This window comes from Sphingomonas sp. M6A6_1c, from assembly GCF_053345135.1.
Genome location: NZ_JBKEZO010000007.1, coordinates 279,273 through 301,403, shown reverse-complemented (window position 1 = coordinate 301,403; position 22,131 = coordinate 279,273). Strand labels below are relative to the sequence as shown.

Here is a 22,131-nt window from a genome sequence, read left to right as displayed (position 1 = left end):
TCGTCGAGAGGGTGTCCCGCTGCGATCAGCAAGGATCGTGCCGTTTTGCCTTCAGCGGCGAAACGGGCGGCGTTTCCTCCAGCGTGCGCATCTCGGCGACCGCGGCGGCGCGGCGGGCGCGGTCGAGCAGTTTCTCGATCGCGCTTTGGTCGCGCTTGGCGGAACGGGTCGCCTCAGCGGCGCGGTTGACGAACGCCTCGGCGGACTGGAGCCGCGCCTGCGCCGCTGCGGACGATTGGTGCAGCCGGTCGCGGAAATGCGCCTGCGCGCCCATCGCCGCCGCGCTGGCATGCGTGTCCGGCGTCGGCGACACCGCATCGGCGAGCGCCTGGATGCGGCGGGCGAGATGCTCCTCGCTGGCGAACTTCTCGTGCGCGCGCACCTCGTCGGCGCGGGTCAGGCCGAGCTGGAGCGTGCGCACGCGATGGATGCGCGCAAGCTTCCTGGCGTCAGGCACCGAACACGCCGGTCAGCTCGCCGATCGCATCGCCCAGCGAGACGATCTCGTCCGATCCCTGTTTGATATATTCCATCACCGCCGGATGCGCGGCGATCGCCGCGTCGATCGCCGGATCGGCGCCGGGGCGATACGCGCCCATCAGCACCAGATCGCGATTCTCCTCATAGGTCGCGAGATGGCGGCGCAGCACGCGCGCGGCATGGACGTGGTCGGCATGCGCGATGTCGGTCATCACGCGGCTGACCGAGGGGCCGATGTCGATCGCCGGATAGACCCCGCGCTCGGCGAGATGGCGGTTGAGCACGATATGCCCGTCGAGGATCGAGCGCGCCGAATCGACCACCGGATCGTTGCCGTCGTCGCCGTCGGCGAGCACGGTGTAGATCGCGGTGATCGAGCCGCCGGTGCGCACGTCGGTGCCGGCGCGTTCGATGAGGTTGGGCAGCATCGCGATCGCCGACGGCGGATAGCCGCGCGCGGAGGCGGGCTCGCCGAGCGCCAGCCCGATCTCGCGGCCGGCATGCGCGACGCGGGTGAGGCTGTCCATGATCAGCAGCACCTTCTTGCCCTCGTTGCGGAAGGCTTCGGCGATCGCGGTGGCGCGCAGCGCGCCGCGGATGCGCAGCACCGGCGAATGGTTGGCGGGCACCGCGACGACGACCGAGCGCTGGCGCGCCGCACCGGCGACCTTGGTTTCGAGGAAGTCGGCGACCTCGCGGCTGCGCTCGCCGATCAGGCCGATGACGATCACGTCCGCCTGCGCGGCGCGGACCATCATGCCGAGCAGCACCGACTTGCCGACGCCCGAGCCGGCCATGATGCCGACGCGCTGGCCCTGGCCGATGGTGAGCAGCCCGTTGATCGCACGCACGCCGACGTCCATCGGTTCGAGCACGCGGCCACGGTCGAGCGGCGATTGCAGCTTGCCGGCGAGCGGCCATGTTCCCGCGCCGCGGATCGGGCCGAGCCCGTCGATCGGTCGCCCGGCGCCGTCGACGACGCGGCCGAGCAGCGCCGCACCCACCTCGGCCTCGCCGGGCGAGCCGATCGGGCGCACCGGCGCGCGCGGCAGCAAGGCCGCGGGGCCGCCGAGGTTCATCAGCAGCGTCCGCCCGTTGCGGAAGCCGATCACCTCCGCCTCGACCTTGGCGTCACCATGACCGCCGATCTCGCAGATCGTGCCGACGGGGAGCGACAGCCCGATCGCTTCCATCAGCAGCCCGTCGTAGGACGACAATCGACCCGACACCTTGGGCGTCGGACGGAAGTCGGCGGCGGCGAGCGTTTCGAGATAATCGGCGGTAAAGCGGTTCAACACGCGCGCGCCTCCAGCGGCGGTACGGGCACGCGGTCGATCGCCTCGGCGAGCTGGCCGAGCCACAATTCGGGGCCGTCCTCGACCAGCGTCGAGGCGCTTTCGAGCACGAAGCTGCCGCGCGTCAGCGAGGCGTCGCCGGCGGCGAAGATCGTCTTGGGCAGCGACCCCTCGACCAGCGGCAGGTCGTCGGGATGGAGCCGCAACAGCGCCGATTCACCGGCCTCCGCCAGCAGCTCCGCCGCCGCCTCGATCCGCGCGTTGAGCACCGCGGGTGCGACGCCGCATTCGCCGACCAGTTTGTTGACCAGCAGCAGCACCGTCTGGCGCAACTGCCCGGCGATATGGTCGCGATCGAGCTGGTGGCCGTTGGCGAGCGCCGCGGCGAGCTGGGTGAGCAGCGCCCGGTCGCGGTCGCCGGTGGCGCGCGCGGCGGCGGCGGCGGCGGCGAGGCCCTCGGCATAGCCGGCGGCATGCGCGGTTTCGACCGGATCGATGAAGCCGCTCGGCTCCGCCTCGGTGTCGAGCGGGTCCCAGCCGCGCGTCGGCTTGTCGCCGCCGGGGTCGGCGGGGCTGAAATGGCGCGGGCCACTGCGCGGCTCGGATGCCGGCGCGGCGGCGGCGCCGCCACCCATCGTCCGCTCCAGCGTCGCCCACATCTCGCGCGGCGAGAAGCCGGCGGGCGGTGCGAAGGCGGCCTGCAACAGATGCGCGGCGGTGTCGTGGCGTGCGGCGAAACCCGCGACGAAGTCAGACATAATCGTCGTCGCCTGCGCCCATCATGATCGTGCCGTCCTTGGCGAGGTTGCGGGCGATGCCGATCATCGCCTTCTGCGCCTCCAGCACCTCGGCGAGCTTCATCGGCCCGCGCGCCTCCATCTCGTCGCGGATGCCGTCGGCGGCGCGCGCCGACATGCAGCCGAGGAAGCGGTTGCGCGCCGTCTCGTCGACGCCCTTGAGCGCGCGCGACAGGATGTCGCCGTCGACGTTGCGGATGAGCGTCCCGAGATTCTTGTCGTCCATGTCGAGCAGATTGTCGAAGACGAACATCGCCTCCTCGATCGCCTTGGCGACGTCCTTGTCGATCTTGAACAATTTCGGCAGCACCCGCTGTTCGGTCGCCTTGCGCGCGCCTTGCAGGATCTTCGCCGCCTCGCGCGTGCCGCCCAGCGACAGGCCGCTCGCCGAGCTGCCGCCGCCGCTGCCGCCGCGCCGGTTGGCGAGCACCGTCTTCAGCGTGTCGATCGCATCGGCGTTGATCGGCCCCAGCCGCGCGATGCGGTGGAGAATGTCGGGCTGCACCGCATCGGGCAGCAGTTCGAGCACCTGGCCGCCGACCGCGGGATCGAGATTGGCGATCATCACCGCGGCGATCTGCGGATGCTCCTTCTCGATCATCTGCGCGATCTCGCTGGCGTCGAGCCAGTCGAGCAATTCGAGTTCGCACGCCGCCTCGGGCGGGGTGATGCGGGCGAGCACGCTCTCCGCCTTCTCCGCGCCGAGCGCGCGGTTCATCACCGCCTCGATCCGCGGGCGCGGTTCGAAGGTGACGCCGGTACGCTCGCGCGCCTTGCCGACGAAATCGTCGAGCACGTCCTCCATCTCCTGTTCGGAGACGTCGGCGACCGCGAACATCGCCGAGCCGAGCTGGCGCACCTCCTCGGGGTCGAGCTTCTGGAGGATGGCCGCGGCCTCGTCCTCGCCGACCAGCATCATCAGCACCGCGGCGCGCTCGACGCCGGTGTAGGTGCGCGCGGGGGCGACGGTGGTCACTTGGCGTCCGCCTTGATCATGTCGCGGATCGCCAGCGCGGCGCGCGCCGGATTGTCGCGGGTGAAGCCGCGGACCGCACCGATCCGGTCATCGACCGTCTGCGACGCCTCGAGCCGGTCGAGGCTGACCGCCTCGTGCACGGTGATGCCGTCGTTCTCGGCGCCGCCGCCCGGCGAACCGCCCGGCCCGGCGAGCGCCGGCGTCGCATCGTCGCGCTTCTTCATCAGGCCCTTGGCGAGCGGGCGCACGCCGAGCAGCAGGACGAGCAGCGCGATCAGGATCGCGGTGCCGTTGCGCGCGAGCACCGGCAGCCAGGCATTGTCGTACCAGGCCGGGCCGCCGGTGTCGGCGGAGGCGTCGGCGAACTTGCGGCTGATCACCGTCACCTGATCCTGGCGGGCCTGGTCGAAACCGACCGCGCTCTTCACCAGATCGGTGATCTGGCCGATCTCCATCGCGGTGCGCCGCGTCTTGTCGGGATCGCGCAGCAGCACGGCGACCGACAGCCGCTTGACCGAACCGGGGGCCTGGCGCGTCACCGACACTTCCTTGCCGAGGTCGTAGGCGCGCTGGAAGCTGTCGCTCTGCTTGTTGGGATTGGGGGCGGGGCCACCGGCGACCGGCGTCGGCGCCGCGGCGGGCGCACCGCTCGCGCCGTTGGCGGGCTGCGGCGTCTGCAACTGGCTGGCGGGCGGCGGCGTGTTGGACAGCGCGCCGGGGATGCCGCCCGGCGTCGCCGGACCGTTCGCCTGGTTGCCGACCCAATTGCCGGTCTCGGCGCGCAGCGTGCCCGCCTTGTCATAGGTCTCGCGCGTCGCCTGCGTCTGGTCGAGGTTGATGTCGGCCTGCACCTCGGCGGTGAAATTGCCCGCGCCGACCAGCGGGGTGAGCAATTGCACCAGCTGCTGGCGGACCTTGTCCTCGGTCTTGCGCTGCATCTCCAGCCGCGCGTCGCTGTCGCCGTCGACGCCGCCGGCGCCGGGCTTGGACAGCAGCGCGCCCATCTGGTCGACGATCGTGACGCTTTCGGGCTTCATCCCCGGCACCGACGAGGCGACGAGGTTGACGATCGACTGGACCTGCGCCTGGCTGAGCGCACGCCCGCCCTGCAATTTGACGACCACCGACGCCGACGGCGCGGCATTGTCGCGCACGAACACCGATGCTTCGGGCATCGCGAGATGGACGCGCGCTTCTGCGACCGCGTCGATATCCTCGATCGAGCGGGCGAGTTCGGTCTCGCGCGCCTGGCGCAGCCGTTCGCCCTCGACCGCGCGGCTGACGCCCATCGGCAATTGATCGAGGATCGCATAGCCGCCCGGCGCCTGCTTGGGCAGGCCCTGGCCGGCGAGCAGCATCCGCGCCTTGCTGAACTGGTCCTCGTCGACGGTCAGCGCACCGGTGCCGTCGTCGATGCGGCTGGCGATGTTCGCCTGCGTCAGCGCGCTGGTCACCGCCTGCTTGTCGGCATCGGTCAGGCCGGTGAACAGCGTCTTCTGCGTCGGCGTGGCGAAGGTCATCCAGGCGAGCGCGGCGGCGCCGATCAGCGCGACGAGCATCGCCATCGGCAGGCTGCGCCGCACCGCGGGCTGCGCGAGCACGCCCTTGATCTGCAACAGCGGGTTGGCGAATTTCTCGGGCAGGGCCGAGGGCGAGGCGGGGGCGAGGGCAGTGCTCATCGATTACACCGGCATGCTCATGATGTCCTTGTACGCGGACAGCAATTTGTTGCGGACTTGCAGCGTCGCCTCGAACCCGACCGAGGCTTGCTGGCGGGCCAGCATGACCTTGGCGATGTCGACCGTCTCACCACGTTCGTAGCTTTCGGACAGCGCCGAGGCCTTGTTCTGGCCGGCGTTGACGTCCTTCAGCGCGTCCTGCAGCGTGTCGGCGAAGCTGGTCGGCTTCGTCGCATTCGCAGGGGCGGCGCCTTCGCTGGCGCTGGCGCGGCTGAGCGCCTGGTTGCGTTCGAGGATCTGCGCGCGCAGCTGCATCACGCGGTCGACGCTCATCGCGCCGCCAACTCCGGCCACGCCGCTCATGCCGACGCCGCCATGCTGAGCGGACGGGCAAGGTCGTTACCCTGTTCGCGCGCCTTGGCGAGGCGATAGCGCAACGTGCGTTCGGAGATGCCGAGCCGGCGCGCGGTCTCGATCCGGCTGCCGCCGCACGCCGCCAGCGTCTCGCGGATCGCCTGGAATTCGCTCATCTGCACGACGTTGCCCAAGGTGGCGGGCTCGCTCGCCACCGGCGCGGCGGGAGCCGCCGCCTGCGGGAACAGCTGCGTCACCGGTGCGGGCTCGCGGTGGAAGGTGAAGCTGACCGGCCGATCGAACACGATGTGGCTCGCATCGATCGTGTCGCCGCCGGCGAACAGCAGCGCGCGCTGGATCACATTCTCCAGCTCGCGGACGTTGCCCGGCCAGTCGTAGCGGACCAGCGTCTCGACCGCCTCGGCGGTCGGCCACGGCACGACCGCGCGGGTGCCGGCATGGCGCAGGATCATCGTCGCGGCGAGCGCGGGAATGTCCTGCGGACGCTCGGCGAGCGGCTTGGTCGACAGCGGGAAGACCGACAGGCGGTAATAGAGATCGGCGCGGAAGCGGCCGGCGGCGACTTCGCCCTGCAGGTCGCGGTTGGCGCAGGCGACGACGCGCACGTCGATCGCCTGCGGCACCGAGGCGCCGATCGGCACCACCTCGCGCTCCTGCAGCACGCGCAGCAGCTTGGCCTGCAGTTGCAGCGGCATCTCGGCGATCTCGTCGAGCAGGATGGTGCCGCCGTCGGCGGCGCGGAAGAAGCCCTCGCCACCCGACGAGGCGCCGGTGAACGCGCCCTTCTGGTGACCGAACAGCAGCGCTTCCAGCATCGTCTCGGGCAAAGCGGCGCAGTTGATCGCGATGAACGGGCCGTTGCGGCGCGGCGACTGGTTGTGGATCGCGCGGGCGAGCACTTCCTTGCCGGTGCCGGTCGGGCCGTTGATCAGCACGGTGATGTCCGCCTGCGCGACGCGCTCGGCGAGCGCCAGCAGCGCGAGGCTTTCCGGATCGGCGGCGGTCGGCATCTCGGCACCGGCGACGAGCGCGCGGGCGAAGCCGTTGCCGACCGCGGCATCCTCGGGCCCGAAGGCGATGCGCGCCGGATTGCCGTTGCGCGAGGGCAGCACGTGCCGGCCCTCGCTACCGATGATCACCGACCGCGCCGGCGCCGGCGGCGCCTCGCCCTCGGCGATCAGGAACAGATCGGCCGCCCCGGGCTGCCCGGTCTCGTACGAGCCGAGGCCGAAGCCCTGCGCACGCAGGCTGGAGACGAGTGGATAGTGACGCTGCAACACCGCAGCGGAAGAGAAAATCGAACGCATTGCTATCCCCCAAGGACGAGCTCTCCAATGCGGGTTCCAGAGTAAATGCCGGATTAAAATTCGTTCCTGACCGGCAAAATTTTTCCGGGCGCGCCGCGCGCGTGCCGCCCGCGCCTCTACGCGCGCGTGTACGCATGCGAGGGACCGGCAAAATCGGGCTGCTGCATTTTTTCGCTAAATCCCCGTCGGGACTGGCCGTTCTCTCATTTGGCGGCTCGGCCCTCCGCTCTGGGGGCGGCGGGGAGCGCCGCAGCTTTTGGAGAATTCACATGACCGTCATCGGTACCAACATCGCTTCGCTGCGTTCCGCGAACGCTTCCACCTCGGCCAACATGCAGCTCTCGACCGCCATGGAGCGCCTGTCGACCGGCAAGCGCATCAACTCGGCGAAGGACGACGCCGCCGGCCTCGCCATCTCGACCTCGATGGGCGCGCAGGTCCGCGGCATGAACCAGGCGATCCGCAACTCGAACGACGGCATCGCGCTGGCCCAGACCGCCGACGGTGCCCTCAGCGAAGCCACCAACATCCTGCAGCGGATGCGCGAACTGGCCGTCCAGTCGGCATCGGGCACCTACCAGGCCGACGACCGCTCGAACATGAAGACCGAAGTCGCCGAACTGCAGAAGCAGCTCACCAACATCGCCGGCACGACCTTCAACGGCGTCGGCCTGTTCGACTCGGCGAACGACAAGAGCGTGACGATCCAGGCCGGTGCCGGTTCGGCCGATCAGGTCAACCTGAAGATCAGCAAGCTCGACATGGCGTCGGTCAGCGGCGTGGCGGGTGCCACGGTCGCCGCAAGCCTGGCGACCGTCGCTGCCGGTTCGCTGGTCGGCACCAGCCGCAAGATCACCGCGGAAGACGTCGCTTACGGCGCCAAGACGGGTGGCGGTGCCACCGCGCTGACCTCGACCGACATCGGCACGACGAAGACGCTGGCTGCCGGTGACACCTATTACACCGCCGCCACGACCGGCGACAACACCGGCGGTATCGACATCAGCACGGCCGCCGGCGCCAAGACGGCGATCGACACGATCGACGCGGTGCAGAAGTCGGTCAACACCACCCGCGCCTCGATCGGTGCCGGCCAGAGCCGTCTCCAGTCGGTCGTCAACAACCTGACCACCAACGTCACCAACCTGACCGACGCGAAGAGCCGCATCGAAGACGCCGATTTCTCGGCCGAAACGACCGCCCTCGCCAAGGCGCAGATCCTCAGCCAGGCGTCGACTGCGATGCTCTCGCAGGCCAACCAGAGCCAGCAGGGCGTGCTGAAGCTCCTCCAGTAATCCCAAGACCGGCGCCGGCGCTGCCCCCCAAGGGCGTTGGCGCCGACCGAGCTCTCCCCCCAAGGACGAGCAAAGCCAGAACCTCGGTGGCCACCGCCACCGGGGTTTTCGGCTATGTCGGTCCGGCGGACGCTGCCGGTCCCTAAGCCGGATCGACACGCAGGGTTTTGGAAAAAATCCTCCCCCGCAAGGGGAGGACTTTGATCGAACATCCACCCCGCTTTAACGGTGCGCCGCGCGGCCCAGCCGATCGTTGATCGCCTCGCCCAGCCCGTCGTGCGGCACCGGCGCGACCGCGATGGCCGTCCGGTCGCTGGCATCGGCGCGATGCAGCGCATCGAACAGCCGCGCCGCCGCCTCGCGCAGGTCGCCCGACGCCGAGAGGTTATCGTCGCCCGTTACGGCACCATAGCCGATCAGCCATTCCCCCGGACGCGCCGCACCCGCCTCCAGCCTTAGCGGTTTGCGCGGCGCATAATGGGTCGCGAGCTGCCCCGGCGCGGTGACCGCAGACTCCTTTATATAGGGGGTCGTCGCGAACGGCAGTTCGGCGGCGGTGATCGGCCCCGGCCGCAGGATCGTCCGCCCGGCGATGATCGTCGATTCGAGCCCCGCCTCGGTCGCCCCGTCGTCGAGGATCAGCGGCACCCGCGTGCCGAGGCTCGCCGCGACGTGCGCGGCGCGCGTCGGGCTGATCGCGTTGCTCGCATTGGCCGACGGCGCGGCGAGCGGGCGGCCGGCGGCGGCGATCAGGCCCTGCATCGCGCGATGCCGCGGCACCCGCAGCGCCACCGTCGTCAGGCCCGCAGTCACCAGCGACGCGATCGGCGCGCCCGCGCGCAGCGGCAGCACGAGCGTCAGCGGCCCCGGCCAGAACAAGGCCGCCAGCGCCCGCGCATCGTCGTCGAACACCGCGAGCCGCTCGGCGGCGGCGAGATCGGCGACATGGACGATCAGCGGGTTGAAGCTCGGCCGCCCCTTTGCGGCATAGATGCCCGCCACCGCGTCGGCGTTGCCGGCATCGGCGGCGAGGCCATAGACCGTCTCGGTCGGCACCGCGACGCATTCGCCGCGGGTGATTCGCGCCGCGGCCTCGGCGAGCGCGGCCGTGCCGTAGGGTAAGATGCGCGGGTTTGGATCGGCCATCCGTCCGGCCTATATCGCGTGCAATCCTAGGAGAGAATGATGTCCTTTACCGCAGCCGTGGCCGACCAGCGTTTCGTGCTGGAGCATGTCGTCCGCATCGCAGAGATCGCCGCGACCGAGCGCTTCGCTGCCGCCAGCCCGGACGTGGTCGACGCGGTGCTCGAAGGCGTCGGCCAGTTCGCGAGCGGCGAATGGGCGCCGCTCAACCGCGAGGGCGATACGGTCGGCGCAAAATGGTCGCCCGACGGCGTCCATATGCCGGCGAGCTTCGTCAAGGCGTATAAGGATTACGTCGAGGGCGGCTGGGGCACGATCGGCGTGCCCGAGGATTTCGGCGGCCAGGGGCTGCCCTTCGCGATCCAGACCGCGGTGCTCGACACGCTCGGCTCGGCCAATATGGGGTTCGCGCTCTGCCCGACGCTGACCGTCGGCGCGATCGAGGCGCTGATCCATCACGGCAGCGCGGAGCAGCAGGCGCTCTATCTGCCGCATCTGGCGACCGGCGACTGGACCGGCACGATGAACCTCACCGAGCCGCAGGCGGGCAGCGATGTCGGCGCGCTCCGCGCCACCGCCAAGCCGCTCGGTGACGGCAAATGGTCGATCAAGGGTACCAAGATCTACATCTCGTTCGGCGACCACGACATGGCGGACAATATCGTCCACCTCGTCCTCGCCCGGACGCCCGATGCGCCCACCGGCACGCGCGGCATCAGCCTGTTCCTCGTGCCGAAGTTCCGGTTGAACGACGACGGCACGCCGGGCGACTTCAACGACGTCCGCGTCGTCTCGATCGAGCACAAGATGGGGCTGCACGCCTCGCCGACCTGTGTGCTGTCGTTCGGCGATCACGACGATTGCATCGGCGAGCTGATCGGCGCCGAACATGCCGGCATGCGCGCCATGTTCACAATGATGAACAATGCGCGGCTCAACGTCGGCCTGCAGGGCGTGCAGATCGCCGAGGGCGCGACGCAGAAAGCGGTCGGCTATGCGCTCGAACGCGTCCAGTCGGCGCGCGCCGGCTCGTCCAACAAGGAGGCGGTGCGCATCGTCGATCACCCCGACGTCCGCCGCATGCTGCTGCGGATGAAGGCGCAGACGCAGGCGGCGCGCGCGCTCGTCTATTATGCCGCGGGTCAGGTCGATCGTGCCGGCCTCGGCGACGGCGCGGCGAAGAACCGGCTCGAAGTGGTGACGCCGCTCGCCAAGGCGCATGGCACCGACATCGGCAACGAGGTCGCCTCGCTCGGCATCCAGGTCCACGGCGGCATGGGCTATGTCGAGGAGACCGGCGCGGCGCAATATTTCCGCGATGCGCGTATCACCCCGATCTACGAAGGCACCAACGGCATCCAGGCCGCCGACCTCGTCGGCCGCAAGCTGGCGCTCGACAATGGCGGTGCCTTCGCCGCGCTCGTCGCCGACATGCGCGCCGAGGCGGTGCATCCCGAACTGGTCGCGCTGATCGACACGGTCGACGCGATCGCCCGCCGCCTCGCCACCGCGGACGCCGACGACAAGCTCGCCGCCAGCTATCCGTTCCTGACGATGACGTCGGTCGCGGTCTGCGGCTGGCTGATGGAACGCGAAGGGCGCCATGCGACGGGCGACGAGGAGTTCGCGATCGTCAAGCGCGCCGCCGTCCGCTTCTACCTCGACCAGATCGTTCCCGAGGCGCACGGCCTCAAGGCCGCGGCGACGGCAAGCGCCGAGGTGCTCTACGCCGTCCCAGCCGAGGCGTTCGCCGCCTGAAAAATCCTCCCCGGAATGGGGAGGGGAACCGCCCGGCGCAGCCGGGTGGTGGAGGGGGGCTTCCCCAGACGCTATACCATGAGGAAGCCCCCCTCCGTCGCCGCTGCGCGGCGCCACCTCCCCGTGCCGGGGAGGATCAGGATTTGCTTCCAAGGACCCACCATGTTCGACCTCGACGCCTATCTCGCCCGTATCGGCCTGCCCGCCCGCGTCACGCCCGACGCCGAGGGGCTCGGCCGCCTCCAGCGCGAACATCGCCTGTCGATCCCGTTCGAGAATCTAGACGTCCGCCTCGGCCGCGGCATCGCGATCGATGGCGATTCGGTCTTCGCCAAGCTCGTGACGGCGAAGCGCGGCGGCTATTGTTTCGAACAGAACCGCCTGTTCATGGACGCGCTGACTGCGCTCGATTTCACCGTCCGGCCGCTGCTCGCGCGCGTCTGGCTCGGCGTCACCGACGCGCCGCCGCTGACCCACACGTTCAGCCTGGTGACGATCGACGGCCGCGACTGGATCGCCGACGCCGGCTTCGGCGGCAGCTACGCGCCGGTGATGGCGCTCGCCGACGGCTGGGAGGCGGAGGCGTCCGACGGCGCCTGGTTCCGGCTCGACCGCCACGCCGAGCACGGCTGGATGCTCAGCCGCAAGGGCGACCCCGGTTCGACCGACGGCCGCGGCACCGGCGAGGGCTGGCAGCCGCAATATAGTTTCCATGAGACCGCGGTGTTCGACGCCGATCTCGCTTTGTCCAACCATTGGGCGTCGACCGCGCCGCAGAGCCGCTTCACCCAGCACACCATCGCCAGCATCGTCCTGCCTCACGGCCTCGCCGGCCTCACCGACCGCCGCTACCACCGCCGCGCCGGCGACAACCGCAGCGCCGCCGAGATCACCGACCCGCGCGTCTATCGCATGCGCATGTCGCTGATGTTCGGCATCGACCTGACCACCGAGGAAGTGGCGACTTTGGGGCTGTTCTGAAGAAGAGCGGGTTCGCGCGAAGGCGCGAAGGTGTCTCGCCAGCCGCGCCTAAGGTCTATCATCGCGCAGCGCGGGGATATCGAGACTGCGCGGACACGCCTTCCTAAGCCTGCTCGCACTCCAGCAGGTCCGCAGCGTCCAAACCGAGCAGGTCGATATAGCCACGGATCCGCGGCCATTGCGTCTCGACGAACGCCGCGCGCTCCGCCGCGCGCAACTTCTCGGACGCGCCCGGCAGCACGAACATGCCGACGCCGCGGCGGACCTCGACATAGCCGTCGTCCTGGAAGCTCTGATAGGCCTTGGCGACGGTCAGCGGATTGGCGCCATGTTCGGCCGCAAAGGCGCGCACCGAGGGGAGCTGGTCGCCGGCGCGATAGTCACCGCGCAGGATGCCCGCCGCGATGGTGCCGCGTAACCGGATATAGACCGGGCTGTCCTCGTTGCTGAACGCTGTCATGCTGACTTAATACACCAAATGCCGGAAAGGTCCATAACAACCTGTCCGTCCTATCCCATGTTGGGCCAGTGCGAGACGGTTCGTGCCGGATCCGGGCGGGGCCGTTCGTCGAGCGGCCGGCTAGGCGTGCCGATGAACACGAAACCGGCGATCCGCTCTGGTGCGGCGCCGAGCCCGTCGCGCACCGCGTCGGAAAAGGTCGGCCATCCCGTCAGCCAGCCCGCCGCGAAACCCAGCGCATGCGCCGCGTGGAGCAGGTTCATCGTCGCCGCGCCGGCGGACAATTCCTGTTCCCACATCGGGATCGGGCTGCTCGTCACCGGCGACGACAGCACCACGACCAGCGTCGGCGCCTGCCGCGCGAATTGGTCGAGCGCGTCGATGTCGCCGCGCGGCGCCTGCGGCCGTTCGGCGCGATAGGCGTCGGCGAGCAGCCGCGACAGCGCGTCGCGATCGTCGATGACGACGAAGCGCCACGGCGCGAGCTTGCCGTGATCGGGCGTGCGCGCGGCGATCGCGAGCATCTGGTCGAGCTGCGCGGCGTCGGGGCCGGGGGCGACGAGATCGCGCGGCTTGCCCGAGCGGCGGGTGGCGAGCAGCGAAAGCGGCGTGCTGGTGTCGTTGAACATGATGCCGCCACCATAGCCGGTGGCGGCGATGTTTACAGCAGGGGATCAGCCGTTAGGTTGCCGCGATCCGCCGCCCGGTCGGGCCGGCGCCATGAATGTGTTGGAGTTGTCAGACCTTATGGCCATCGCATCAGCGAGCGGGGGCGGCGTACCGGCCCACGCGCGCACCTTCCTCGGACATCCGCTCGGACTGTTCCTGCTGTTTTTCGCGGAAATGTGGGAGCGGTTCTCCTATTACGGCATGCGGGCGATCCTGGTCTTCTATTTGACCAAGCATTTCCTGTTCGGCGAACAGCCCGCCTTTGCGGTCTACGGCGCCTATACCGCGCTGATCTACGTCACGCCGATCATCGGCGGCTATATCGCCGACCGCTATCTCGGACCGCGCAAGGCGGTGCTGGCGGGGGGCGTGTTCATCACCGTCGGCCATCTGATGATCGCCGCGGTCGAAGGGCCGGTCGGCATGCAGGGAAGCGCGCTCAACGGCTTCTATCTCGCGCTCGCCTTCATCATCGTCGGCACCGGCTTCCTGAAAGCGAACATCTCGGTGCTCGTCGGCAAGCTCTACCCGCGCGACGACACCCGTCGCGATGGCGCCTTCTCGATTTTCTACATGGGGATCAACACCGGCGCATTCATCGGCCCGCTGCTGGTCGGCTATCTCGGCGAGCGGATGGGCTGGTCCTATGGCTTCGGCGCCGCCGGGATCGGCATGGCGCTTGGTCTGGTCGTCTTCGTGCTGTTCCGCCGCGAAATGTACGACGTCGGCGAACCGCCGGTCGCCGGCGCGCTGCAGACGCGTACCCCGATCGGCCTGTCGATCGAATGGGCGATCTACGCCGGCGCGCTCGTCGCAGTGGCCTTGTCGTGGTGGCTGGTGCGCAATCAGGGCGCGGTCGGCATCGTGCTGATCGCCGGATCGGTGTTTACCGTCGGCTATATCCTGCTCACCTCGTTCCGCGCCTTGCCCAAGGTCGAGCGGCATCGCATCTTCGCCGCGCTCTTCCTCGTCGCGCTGTCGCCCTTGTTCTGGGCGTTGTTCGAACAGGCGGGCTCGTCGCTCAACCTCTACACCGACCAGTCGGTCGATCGCACGGTGCTGGGCTGGGAGATGCCGGCATCGTGGTTCCAGTCGGTCAATTCGTTCTTCATCATCACGCTCGCGCCGCTGTTCGGGCTGTTGTGGACGGCGATGGGCAAGCGCGGCATCGAACCGTCGGCGCCGTTCAAGTTCGGCATCGGCCTCGTGCTGGTCGGCGCGGGCTTCTTCGCGCTGATCATGGGCGCGCCGGCGAGCGGCCTGACCCCGGCGATCTTCGTCATCCTGCTCTACATGCTGCATTCGATGGGGGAATTGTGCTTCTCGCCGATCGGCCTGTCGTCGATGACGCGGCTGTCGGTGGCGAGCATGACCGGGCTGATGATGGGCACCTGGTTCCTCGCCACCGCGGCGGGCAATTTCATCGCCGGCCTGATCGCGCAGGCGACCGGCGGCGAGGGCGCCGGCCCGGCGCAGGTGCTGGAGGTCTATGGGCGGATCGGCTGGTTCTCGATGGGCGTCGGCGTCGTCGTGCTGGTGCTCGCACCGTTCGTGACGCGGCTGATGCACCTCGACACGATCGGCGACGATGCGCACGCGCTGGCGGGCGAGGCGGCGATCGGCGAGCCTGCGGCGGCAGGGGTGAACACGCGCGAGGAACGGCGGCCCTGATCTAAATTCCTCCCTCGCTTCAGCGGGGGAGGGGGACCGCTCGCCGTAGGCGAGTGGTGGAGGGGGCGTTTCCGCAGACGCAGGGCTTTCCGTATCCTCCCCCTCCGTCAGCACTTCGTGCTGCCACCCCCTGGCGGGGGAGGAATTAAACGGATCGCCCCACCACCCCAGTCACCGCGACGTCCATCGTCACGTTGCCCACGGTGCGGAACAGGTCCGGTACCGTCTCCACCGCGACCAGCAGCCCCAGCGCCTCGATCGGCACGCCCATCGCGAACGCCACCGGCGCGACGCTGGCGAAGAAGCTGACCGTTCCCGGCAGCGACACCGATCCCATCGTCGTGATCGCCGCGGTGGCGATCCCCGCAGCGAGCTGCCCCGGCCCGATCGGCACGCCGAGCCAATGCGCGACGTACAAGGCCACCGCGAGGTTCATCGCCGGGCTGGTCGCGCGGAAGATCGCCACCGCCACCGGCAGGACGATCCCCGCGGTCGCCGGCGCGACGCCGATCTCGGCCGACCCCTTCAGCATCGCCGGCAGCGAGGCGAGCGAGCTCTGCGTGCTGATCGCCACCGCCTGCGCCGGCGCGACCGCGCGGGCGAAGCGGCGCAGCGGCACGCCGCCGGCGAAGCGCGCCACCGGATAAGCGGCAAGCAGCACGATCAGCCCGATCGCCGATACCATCACGATATAATGGAGCAGCGCGCCGAACGCCGCCGCCCCCGTGCGCGCGCCGACGCCGTAAGCGAGCGCGAAGATGCCGATCGGCGCCAGTTTCAGCACCCAGCCGATGATCACCAGCATCGCATCGGTGATCGCCTGGAACAGGTCGGTCAGCCGTCGCCGCGCCGCCTCCTCCAGCCGGGTGATCGCGAACGCGAAGGCGAGCGTGAACACGGTCAGCGGCAGGAACGCATCGCCCGCCGCCGCGCCGACGACGTTGGTCGGCACGATCGTCGCGAAGAAATCGGCGAGCGTCGGCACCTTGCCCATCGCCGGTGCCGCGGTCAGCGCGCTGCGCAGCGCCACCGACCAGGCCTCGGGCAACGGCCATAGTTCGAGCAGCAGCGGCATCACCACCGCCGACATCAGCGTCGTGCACCACAGCACGACGACGAACAGCACCACCGCGCGCCCGGCGATCCGCCCCGCCTTCGCCGCCTCCGCGGTGGCGGCGATGCCGGTGACGAGCAGCCCGACGATCAACGGCACGATCACCATCTGCAAGCCGTGCAGCCACGCCTCGCCGATCGGCTGGCTGACGCTGGTGACGCGCAGCGCCCAATCCTTGTCGAGCGCCACCGCGGCGATGCCGAGCGCGATGCCGGCGACGAGCGCCAGCAGGATACGGGTGGCTTGCGACATCGGGTTCCTTGGCGCATCGGGGGATCGAGCAAGCGGCATAGCGGAACGGATCGCACGCAATGGCAAGGAAATATTTCGGCACCGACGGCATCAGGGGCGCGACCAACGCCGGCGCGATGACCGCGAGCATGGCGATGAAGGTCGGCATGGCCGCGGGCACCTATTTCCAGCGCGGCGAGCACAAGCATCGCGTGCTGATCGGCAAGGACACGCGGCTGTCGGGCTATATGCTCGAATCCGCGCTCGTCGCCGGCTTCACCAGCGTCGGCATGGACGTCATCATGGTCGGCCCGCTGCCGACCCCGGCGGTGGCGATGCTCACCCAGTCGATGCGTGCCGACATCGGCGTGATGATCTCGGCGAGCCACAATCCCTTCGCCGACAACGGCATCAAATTGTTCGGCCCCGACGGCTACAAATTGTCCGACGAGGCGGAGGAGACGATCGAGCAATTGATCGACAGCGCCAAGGAGGGCGACGTGCCGCTGTCGCCCTCGGCGCAGATCGGTCGCGCCCGCCGCATCGACGACGCGCAGGGGCGCTACATCCATTTCGCCAAGGCGACCTTCCCCGAGAACCTCCGCCTCGACGGGCTGCGCGTCGTGATCGATTGCGCCAACGGCGCCGCCTATAAGGTCGCGCCGATGGCGCTGTGGGAATTGGGCGCGGACGTCGTCTCGATCGGCATCACGCCCAACGGCACCAACATCAACGACGGCGTCGGCTCGACCGCGCCGCAGACCCTGTCCGAGACGGTGGTCGCGGCGGGCGCCGACATCGGCATCGCGCTGGACGGCGACGCCGACCGGCTGATCATCGTCGACGAGACCGGCCGGGTGGTCGACGGCGACCAGTTGATGGCGACGATCGCCGCCGGCTGGGCGCGTGCCGGGCGGCTGGCGGGTGGCGGACTGGTCGCGACGGTGATGTCCAACCTCGGCCTCGAACGCCATCTCAAGGCGCAGGGGCTGGGGCTCGTCCGCACCAAGGTCGGCGACCGCTACGTGCTCGAGAAGATGCGCAGCTCGGGCTATAACGTCGGCGGCGAACAGTCCGGCCATATCATCCTGTCGGATTACGGCACCACCGGCGATGGCCTCGTCGCCGCGCTGCAGGTGCTCGCCGAGCTCAAGCGATCCGGGGCGCCGGCGAGCGAGGTGCTCCACCGGTTCGAGCCGCTGCCGCAATTGCTCAAGAACGTCCGCTTCGCCGGCGGCAAGCCGCTCGACGACGCGTCGGTCCAGTCGGTGATCGCCGCCGCCGAGGCCGAACTCGCCGGCACCGGCCGCCTCGTCATCCGCCCCTCGGGCACCGAGCCGGTGATCCGCGTGATGGCGGAGGGCGACGACGCGCGCCAGGTCGAGACGATCGTCGATCGCATCTGCGACGCCGTGCGGCAGGCCGCCGCCTGATGCTCGCGATGCGCCCCGATTGCGAACGCTGCGGCGCCGACCTGCCGGCGGATGCGCCCGGCGCGTTCATCTGCTCGCTGGAGAGCACCTATTGCAGCGAATGCGCCGACGACCTCGACGAGCGTTGCCCCGACTGCGGGGGCGAACTCCTCGACCGGCCGACCCGCGCCGGCAAGGTCCTGAAAGCGCATCCGGCCGCCGCGGAGCGCCGCTTCCAGAGCTGAGCGGTTTTCGCGCGAAGAAGCGAAGGTGGAGCGCGCGCGGCAGCTTCACCTTCTGCAGCTGCGGCCAGTGCCGCGGCCGGGAGGAAGCGCTGCCGCAGTGCCGGACGCAACACCTTTGCGTCTTCGCGTGAACCACCTTCTTCTGTTCTGTTGCCCCCGACCTGTGGCATGGGTCGCCGCCATGGCGCACACGATCAGCCACCCTATCGGCATCGCACTGTCGGACGCGGGATATATCCGATGCCGACGTCCCGCCAAAGTCCGGCGCGTACGATGATCCCGCGCGTGCTCCTCGTCGCCGGCTCGGATTCGGGCGGCGGCGCCGGTATCCAGGCCGACATCAAGACCGTCACGATGCTCGGCGGCCATGCGATGACCGCGATCACCGCGATCACTGCGCAGAACACGCTGGGCGTGCAGGCGGTGCATGCCGTCCCCGTCGACATGGTCGCCGCGCAGATGCGCAGCGTGATCGAGGATATCGGTGTCGACGCGGTCAAGATCGGCATGATCGGTTCGGCGGAAATCGCGCATGCGGTCGCCGACCTGCTCGACCAGCTCGACGTGCCCATCGTCTTCGATCCTGTGATGGTCTCGACCAGCGGGTCGGTGCTCGCAGATGCCGCCACCATGGCCGCCTTCGAACGGTTGATGGGCGTCGCCTCGGTCGTGACCCCCAATATCCCGGAGATGGCGGCGCTCGGCGGCGAGGCGGCGGTGCTCGCGCACGGCTGCCATGTCGTCGCCAAGGGCGGCCATGGCAAGGCGGCCGAGATCACCGATCGGCTGCTGTCGCCGCAGGGCGAGATCCGCCGCCTGATCGGCAAGCGATTCGACACCGTCGATACGCACGGTACCGGTTGCACGCTGGCCAGCGCGCTCGCCACCGGGCTCGCCAGCGGCCTCGGCATCGAGGCGGCGTTCGAGCAGGCGGTGCGCTTCGTCCGTATCGCGATCGTCAACGCGCCGGGTCTGGGCGGCGGCCACGGCCCGATCGGCCATACGCTCGGCGTCGTCCCCTTTGACGAACTGGAGGGCTGAATGCCCGGTTGGAAGCATGAGAAGACCTGCCTGCCCCCGGTCGCCGGGGTGGACGAAGCGGGGCGCGGGCCGCTCGCCGGGCCGGTGGTCGCCGCCGCGGTGGTGCTGCCGGCGAAGGGCACGCCGCGCGGCATCGACGATTCGAAGAAGCTCTGCGCCGCCGAGCGCGAGCGCTTGTACGGCCTCATCACCACCCGCGGCGTCTATGGCCTCGGCATCGTCGAGCCCGCCGAGATCGATACGCTCAACATCTATTGGGCGACGATGAAGGCGATGACGCTCGCGGTCGATGCGCTGGTGGCGCGGCTCGGCTGCGATCCCGGCCATGTGCTGGTCGATGGCAACCGCCTGCCGCGCTGGACCTATCCGGCGACCGCGATCGTCTCGGGCGACGCGCACAGCCTGTCGATCGCCGCCGCCTCGATCGTCGCCAAACATACGCGCGACGGCATCATGCTAGAGCATGCCTCGGTCCATCCGCAATACAATTGGCATTCGAACAAGGGGTACGGCTGCAAACATCATCTCGCCGCGCTGCGCGAGCACGGACCGACGCCGCTCCACCGGCGCAGCTTCGCGCCGGTCGCCGCCGCTTATGCCCGAATCACGGGCAGCGGTGGTTCGGCTTCGTTGCAGCTCGACTTCGAGCATGCCGACGGCAAAAATTTGCAGCAAGTCGCGCGCTGAGTCTTTTGAGTCACAGACCCCAGCACTTGGGGTCGGCGACGGCCGCGCTTCCCAACATCTGGATCGAATGCGCGGCGGCCGGTCGCGTCGGCCGCACGGCGGGGCATGACGTTAACCAATGATCCCTTGACGTGAGTCCGGTGTTTCGCGCGAATAGGGCGGCAAGGGGGACGTAATGGCGGTTATCGAGAAGGTCAGGCAGTCGCGGGTCGCGGCGCGCAAAGCGGCGCCGTTGCCGGCGTGCCCGGCCGCACCCCTTCCCCTGGACAGCATCATCCGCGGCGATTGCATCGCGGCGATGCGCGCGCTGCCCGACAAGTCGGTCGACATGGTCTTCGCCGACCCGCCCTACAATCTCCAGCTCGGCGGCGAGCTGTTCCGTCCCGACGGCACGCACGTCGATGCGGTGACCGACGATTGGGACAAATTCGACACCTTCGCCGCTTATGACGCCTTCACCCGCGCCTGGCTGGCCGAGGCGCACCGCATCCTTAGGGATGACGGCACGATCTGGGTGATCGGCAGCTATCACAACATCTTCCGGGTCGGCGCTGCGGTGCAGGATCTCGGCTACTGGATCCTCAACGACATCGTCTGGCGGAAAGCCAATCCGATGCCCAACTTTCGCGGCACCCGCTTCACCAACGCGCACGAGACGCTGATCTGGGCGGCGAAGGGCGAGGGCGCCAAATACACCTTCAACTATCGCTCGATGAAGACGCTCAACGACGAATTGCAGATGCGTTCGGACTGGGAATTCCCGATCTGCGGCGGCGGCGAGCGGCTCAAGAAGGGCGGGGTCAAGGTCCACCCGACGCAGAAGCCCGAGGCCTTGCTGTACCGGATTCTGCTCGCCTGCACCAAGCCGGGCGACGTCGTCGTCGATCCCTTCTTCGGCACCGGCACCACCGGCGCGGTGGCGAAGCGGCTGGGGCGCCGCTGGATCGGCATCGAGCGCGAGGGCGATTATATCGCGGCGGCCGAGGAGCGGATCGCCGCGGCGCTGCCCCTCGACGAATCGGCGCTGGCGACGATGCAGAGCCCGCGCCAGCAGCCCAAGGTCGCCTTCGGCGTGCTGATCGAGAACGGCTATCTGACGCCCGGCGCGGTGCTGACCGACGCCAAGCGCCGCTTCCGCGTGACGGTGCGCGCCGACGGCAGTCTGCTGTCCGATTGCGGCGCGGCGGGATCGATCCACAAATTGGGCGCGGCGCTGCAAGGCGCGCCGGCGTGCAACGGCTGGACCTTCTGGCACCACGACGGCGAGGGCAAGCTCAAGCCGATCGACACGTTGCGACAGACGTATCTGCTGGCCACGCAGCCGTAAGCCATTCCTCCCCGGCGCGGGGCGAAATAGACATATTGCCTTGTCGGGTCCACCGTCGGAAGGACCGGCGATGAGTCTCCATCTTCGCCCGGTCCAGTTCGTCGACACCCCCGTCACCCAGCCCGACGGCGCCGTCGCGCGCCTCGCCGGCGGCCTGCAATGGTTCGCCGCTTACGAGGTCATCGAAGCGGGCCACCGCCGCACCGTCCCCGTCGCCGAGGTCGCCACCCTCGGCGACCCCGCGGTCCGCCTCCACGCCGCGATCACGAAGCCGCGCCCGCCGCTCCAACTCGGCGAGCGCACGCTGCGGCTCGATCAGCCGCTCGTGGCGGGCATCCTCAACGTCACGCCGGACAGTTTCTCAGACGGCGGCCGCCACGGCGACCACCCCGCCGCCGCGGCCGCCGCCGGCGTCGACATGGCCGCCGCCGGCGCGGCGCTGATCGACCTCGGCGGCGAATCGACGCGGCCCGGTGCGGCACAGGTCTGGGAGGGCGACGAGATCGCCCGCGTCGTCCCGGTCGTGGAACGGCTCGCGCGCAGCGGCACCCCCGTTTCGATCGACACCCGCAAGGCCGCGGTGATGGAAGCCGCGCTCGCCGCCGGCGCGCATATCGTCAACGACGTCTCGGCGCTGCTCTGGGACGAGCGCGCGCTCGACGTGGTGGCGCGGGCGCAATGCCCCGTCGTGCTGATGCACTCGCCCGACCCGAAGGAGGGCGGACACGCGCGCACCTGCTATCGCGACGTGCTGACCGAGGTGTTCGACTGGCTCGACGCGCGCATCGCCGCGGTCGTCGCGGCGGGGATCGAGCAATCGCGGATCATCGTCGATCCCGGCATCGGCTTCGGCAAGACGCTCGCAGAGAATCTCGCGCTGATCAACGGCCTGGCGCTGTTCCACGGTCTCGGCTGCCCGATCATGCTCGGTGCCAGCCGCAAGCGGATGATCGGCGCGCTCGACAATGAAGCGCCCGTCGAGGCGCGGCTCGGCGGCAGCCTCGCGCTGGCGCTGAAGGGGGCGGAGGCGGGGGTGCAATTGCTCCGCGTCCACGACGTCGCCGCGACCGTCCAGGCGCTGCGGATCTGGCGTGGCCTGCGCGACCGGGCGCTGGTCGGTGGCTGAATTGTGATTTTGCGTTGCGGCAGATCGATTGTTGATGCGTTCGGGCCGTTCCGATCCCATTT

At 69.5% G+C, this 22,131-nt stretch carries 21 protein-coding genes; 10 read left to right on the top strand and 11 right to left on the bottom strand.

The window, feature by feature from the left end; translation table 11 throughout:
- Positions 1-25: 25 nt before the first annotated feature.
- From ACLBWH_RS16670 to ACLBWH_RS16640, 7 genes are read right to left on the bottom strand one after another with little or no spacing between them, the layout of a single operon-like run.
- Positions 26-457 (bottom strand): hypothetical protein, encoded by a 432-nt coding sequence (locus tag ACLBWH_RS16670; RefSeq protein ID WP_447799960.1) that lies wholly within the window; start codon positions 455-457, stop codon positions 26-28.
- Positions 450-1,778: a FliI/YscN family ATPase gene (locus ACLBWH_RS16665; protein WP_322848468.1), complete on the bottom strand. Its 1,329-nt coding sequence runs from the start codon at positions 1,776-1,778 to the stop codon at positions 450-452. The genes ACLBWH_RS16670 and ACLBWH_RS16665 overlap by 8 nt, the downstream gene beginning before the upstream one ends.
- Positions 1,772-2,533 (bottom strand): FliH/SctL family protein, encoded by a 762-nt coding sequence (locus ACLBWH_RS16660; RefSeq protein ID WP_322848469.1) that lies wholly within the window; start codon positions 2,531-2,533, stop codon positions 1,772-1,774. Before ACLBWH_RS16660 ends, ACLBWH_RS16665 begins: the two co-directional genes overlap by 7 nt.
- The gene (gene fliG, locus ACLBWH_RS16655) at positions 2,526-3,548 is read right to left on the bottom strand and encodes a flagellar motor switch protein FliG (RefSeq protein ID WP_416222386.1); all 1,023 of its coding nucleotides are present in this window, start codon (positions 3,546-3,548) and stop codon (positions 2,526-2,528) included. The genes ACLBWH_RS16660 and fliG overlap by 8 nt, the downstream gene beginning before the upstream one ends.
- On the bottom strand, positions 3,545-5,227 hold the full coding sequence (gene fliF / locus ACLBWH_RS16650) for a flagellar basal-body MS-ring/collar protein FliF (RefSeq protein ID WP_322848470.1): 1,683 nt from the start codon (positions 5,225-5,227) through the stop codon (positions 3,545-3,547). Before fliF ends, fliG begins: the two co-directional genes overlap by 4 nt.
- A gap of 3 nt (positions 5,228-5,230) precedes the next feature.
- Positions 5,231-5,590 carry a flagellar hook-basal body complex protein FliE gene (fliE, locus tag ACLBWH_RS16645; RefSeq protein ID WP_447799958.1) on the bottom strand — a complete coding sequence of 120 codons (360 nt, stop codon included), beginning with the start codon at positions 5,588-5,590 and terminating at the stop codon, positions 5,231-5,233.
- Positions 5,587-6,909 carry a sigma-54 interaction domain-containing protein gene (locus ACLBWH_RS16640; RefSeq protein ID WP_447799956.1) on the bottom strand — a complete coding sequence of 441 codons (1,323 nt, stop codon included), beginning with the start codon at positions 6,907-6,909 and terminating at the stop codon, positions 5,587-5,589. The genes fliE and ACLBWH_RS16640 overlap by 4 nt, the downstream gene beginning before the upstream one ends.
- Positions 6,910-7,178: 269 nt before the next feature.
- Between ACLBWH_RS16640 and ACLBWH_RS16635 the strand changes: the two genes are divergently transcribed.
- On the top strand, positions 7,179-8,204 hold the full coding sequence (locus ACLBWH_RS16635; RefSeq protein ID WP_322848473.1) for a flagellin N-terminal helical domain-containing protein: 1,026 nt from the start codon (positions 7,179-7,181) through the stop codon (positions 8,202-8,204).
- Positions 8,205-8,426: 222 nt separating this feature from the next.
- On the opposite strand, the gene ACLBWH_RS16630 is transcribed toward ACLBWH_RS16635, so the two are convergent.
- Entirely contained in the window at positions 8,427-9,350 is a 924-nt protein-coding gene (locus ACLBWH_RS16630; RefSeq protein WP_322848474.1) for an L-threonylcarbamoyladenylate synthase, read from the bottom strand.
- 36 nt (positions 9,351-9,386) lie between these two features.
- On the opposite strand from ACLBWH_RS16630, the gene ACLBWH_RS16625 reads away from it, so the two are divergent.
- On the top strand, positions 9,387-11,105 hold the full coding sequence (locus ACLBWH_RS16625; protein ID WP_447799955.1) for an acyl-CoA dehydrogenase: 1,719 nt from the start codon (positions 9,387-9,389) through the stop codon (positions 11,103-11,105).
- 162 nt (positions 11,106-11,267) lie between these two features.
- Entirely contained in the window at positions 11,268-12,086 is an 819-nt protein-coding gene (locus tag ACLBWH_RS16620) for an arylamine N-acetyltransferase family protein (RefSeq protein WP_322848476.1), read from the top strand.
- Positions 12,087-12,189: 103 nt separating this feature from the next.
- Here ACLBWH_RS16620 and ACLBWH_RS16615 read toward each other — a convergent pair whose 3' ends face one another.
- Positions 12,190-12,546 carry a GntR family transcriptional regulator gene (locus tag ACLBWH_RS16615; protein ID WP_322848477.1) on the bottom strand — a complete coding sequence of 119 codons (357 nt, stop codon included), beginning with the start codon at positions 12,544-12,546 and terminating at the stop codon, positions 12,190-12,192.
- Between the two features lie 50 nt (positions 12,547-12,596).
- Positions 12,597-13,175, bottom strand: coding sequence for a nitroreductase family protein (locus ACLBWH_RS16610; RefSeq protein ID WP_447799953.1), 579 nt, complete (start codon positions 13,173-13,175; stop codon positions 12,597-12,599).
- A gap of 118 nt (positions 13,176-13,293) precedes the next feature.
- Here ACLBWH_RS16610 and ACLBWH_RS16605 point away from each other — a divergent pair, with 118 nt between their 5' ends.
- Positions 13,294-14,886 (top strand): peptide MFS transporter, encoded by a 1,593-nt coding sequence (locus tag ACLBWH_RS16605; protein ID WP_447799951.1) that lies wholly within the window; start codon positions 13,294-13,296, stop codon positions 14,884-14,886.
- Between the two features lie 145 nt (positions 14,887-15,031).
- Here ACLBWH_RS16605 and ACLBWH_RS16600 read toward each other — a convergent pair whose 3' ends face one another.
- A complete protein-coding gene (locus ACLBWH_RS16600; RefSeq protein ID WP_447799950.1) occupies positions 15,032-16,252 on the bottom strand; it encodes a dicarboxylate/amino acid:cation symporter in 1,221 nt (406 codons plus the stop codon).
- 59 nt (positions 16,253-16,311) lie between these two features.
- Here ACLBWH_RS16600 and glmM point away from each other — a divergent pair, with 59 nt between their 5' ends.
- From glmM to folP, 6 genes are all read left to right on the top strand, one after another.
- A complete protein-coding gene (gene glmM, locus ACLBWH_RS16595; RefSeq protein ID WP_322848481.1) occupies positions 16,312-17,664 on the top strand; it encodes a phosphoglucosamine mutase in 1,353 nt (450 codons plus the stop codon).
- On the top strand, positions 17,664-17,888 hold the full coding sequence (locus tag ACLBWH_RS16590; RefSeq protein ID WP_322848482.1) for a DUF1272 domain-containing protein: 225 nt from the start codon (positions 17,664-17,666) through the stop codon (positions 17,886-17,888). Before glmM ends, ACLBWH_RS16590 begins: the two co-directional genes overlap by 1 nt.
- 273 nt (positions 17,889-18,161) lie before the next feature.
- Entirely contained in the window at positions 18,162-18,929 is a 768-nt protein-coding gene (gene thiD / locus ACLBWH_RS16585) for a bifunctional hydroxymethylpyrimidine kinase/phosphomethylpyrimidine kinase (RefSeq protein WP_447799948.1), read from the top strand.
- Positions 18,930-19,616 carry a ribonuclease HII gene (locus ACLBWH_RS16580; RefSeq protein WP_447799947.1) on the top strand — a complete coding sequence of 229 codons (687 nt, stop codon included), beginning with the start codon at positions 18,930-18,932 and terminating at the stop codon, positions 19,614-19,616.
- A 175-nt stretch (positions 19,617-19,791) separates the two neighbouring features.
- Positions 19,792-20,943, top strand: a complete 1,152-nt coding sequence (locus tag ACLBWH_RS16575; RefSeq protein WP_447799946.1) for a DNA methyltransferase — start codon at positions 19,792-19,794, stop codon at positions 20,941-20,943.
- A gap of 70 nt (positions 20,944-21,013) precedes the next feature.
- A complete protein-coding gene (gene folP, locus ACLBWH_RS16570; protein WP_447799944.1) occupies positions 21,014-22,069 on the top strand; it encodes a dihydropteroate synthase in 1,056 nt (351 codons plus the stop codon).
- Positions 22,070-22,131: the final 62 nt, after the last annotated feature.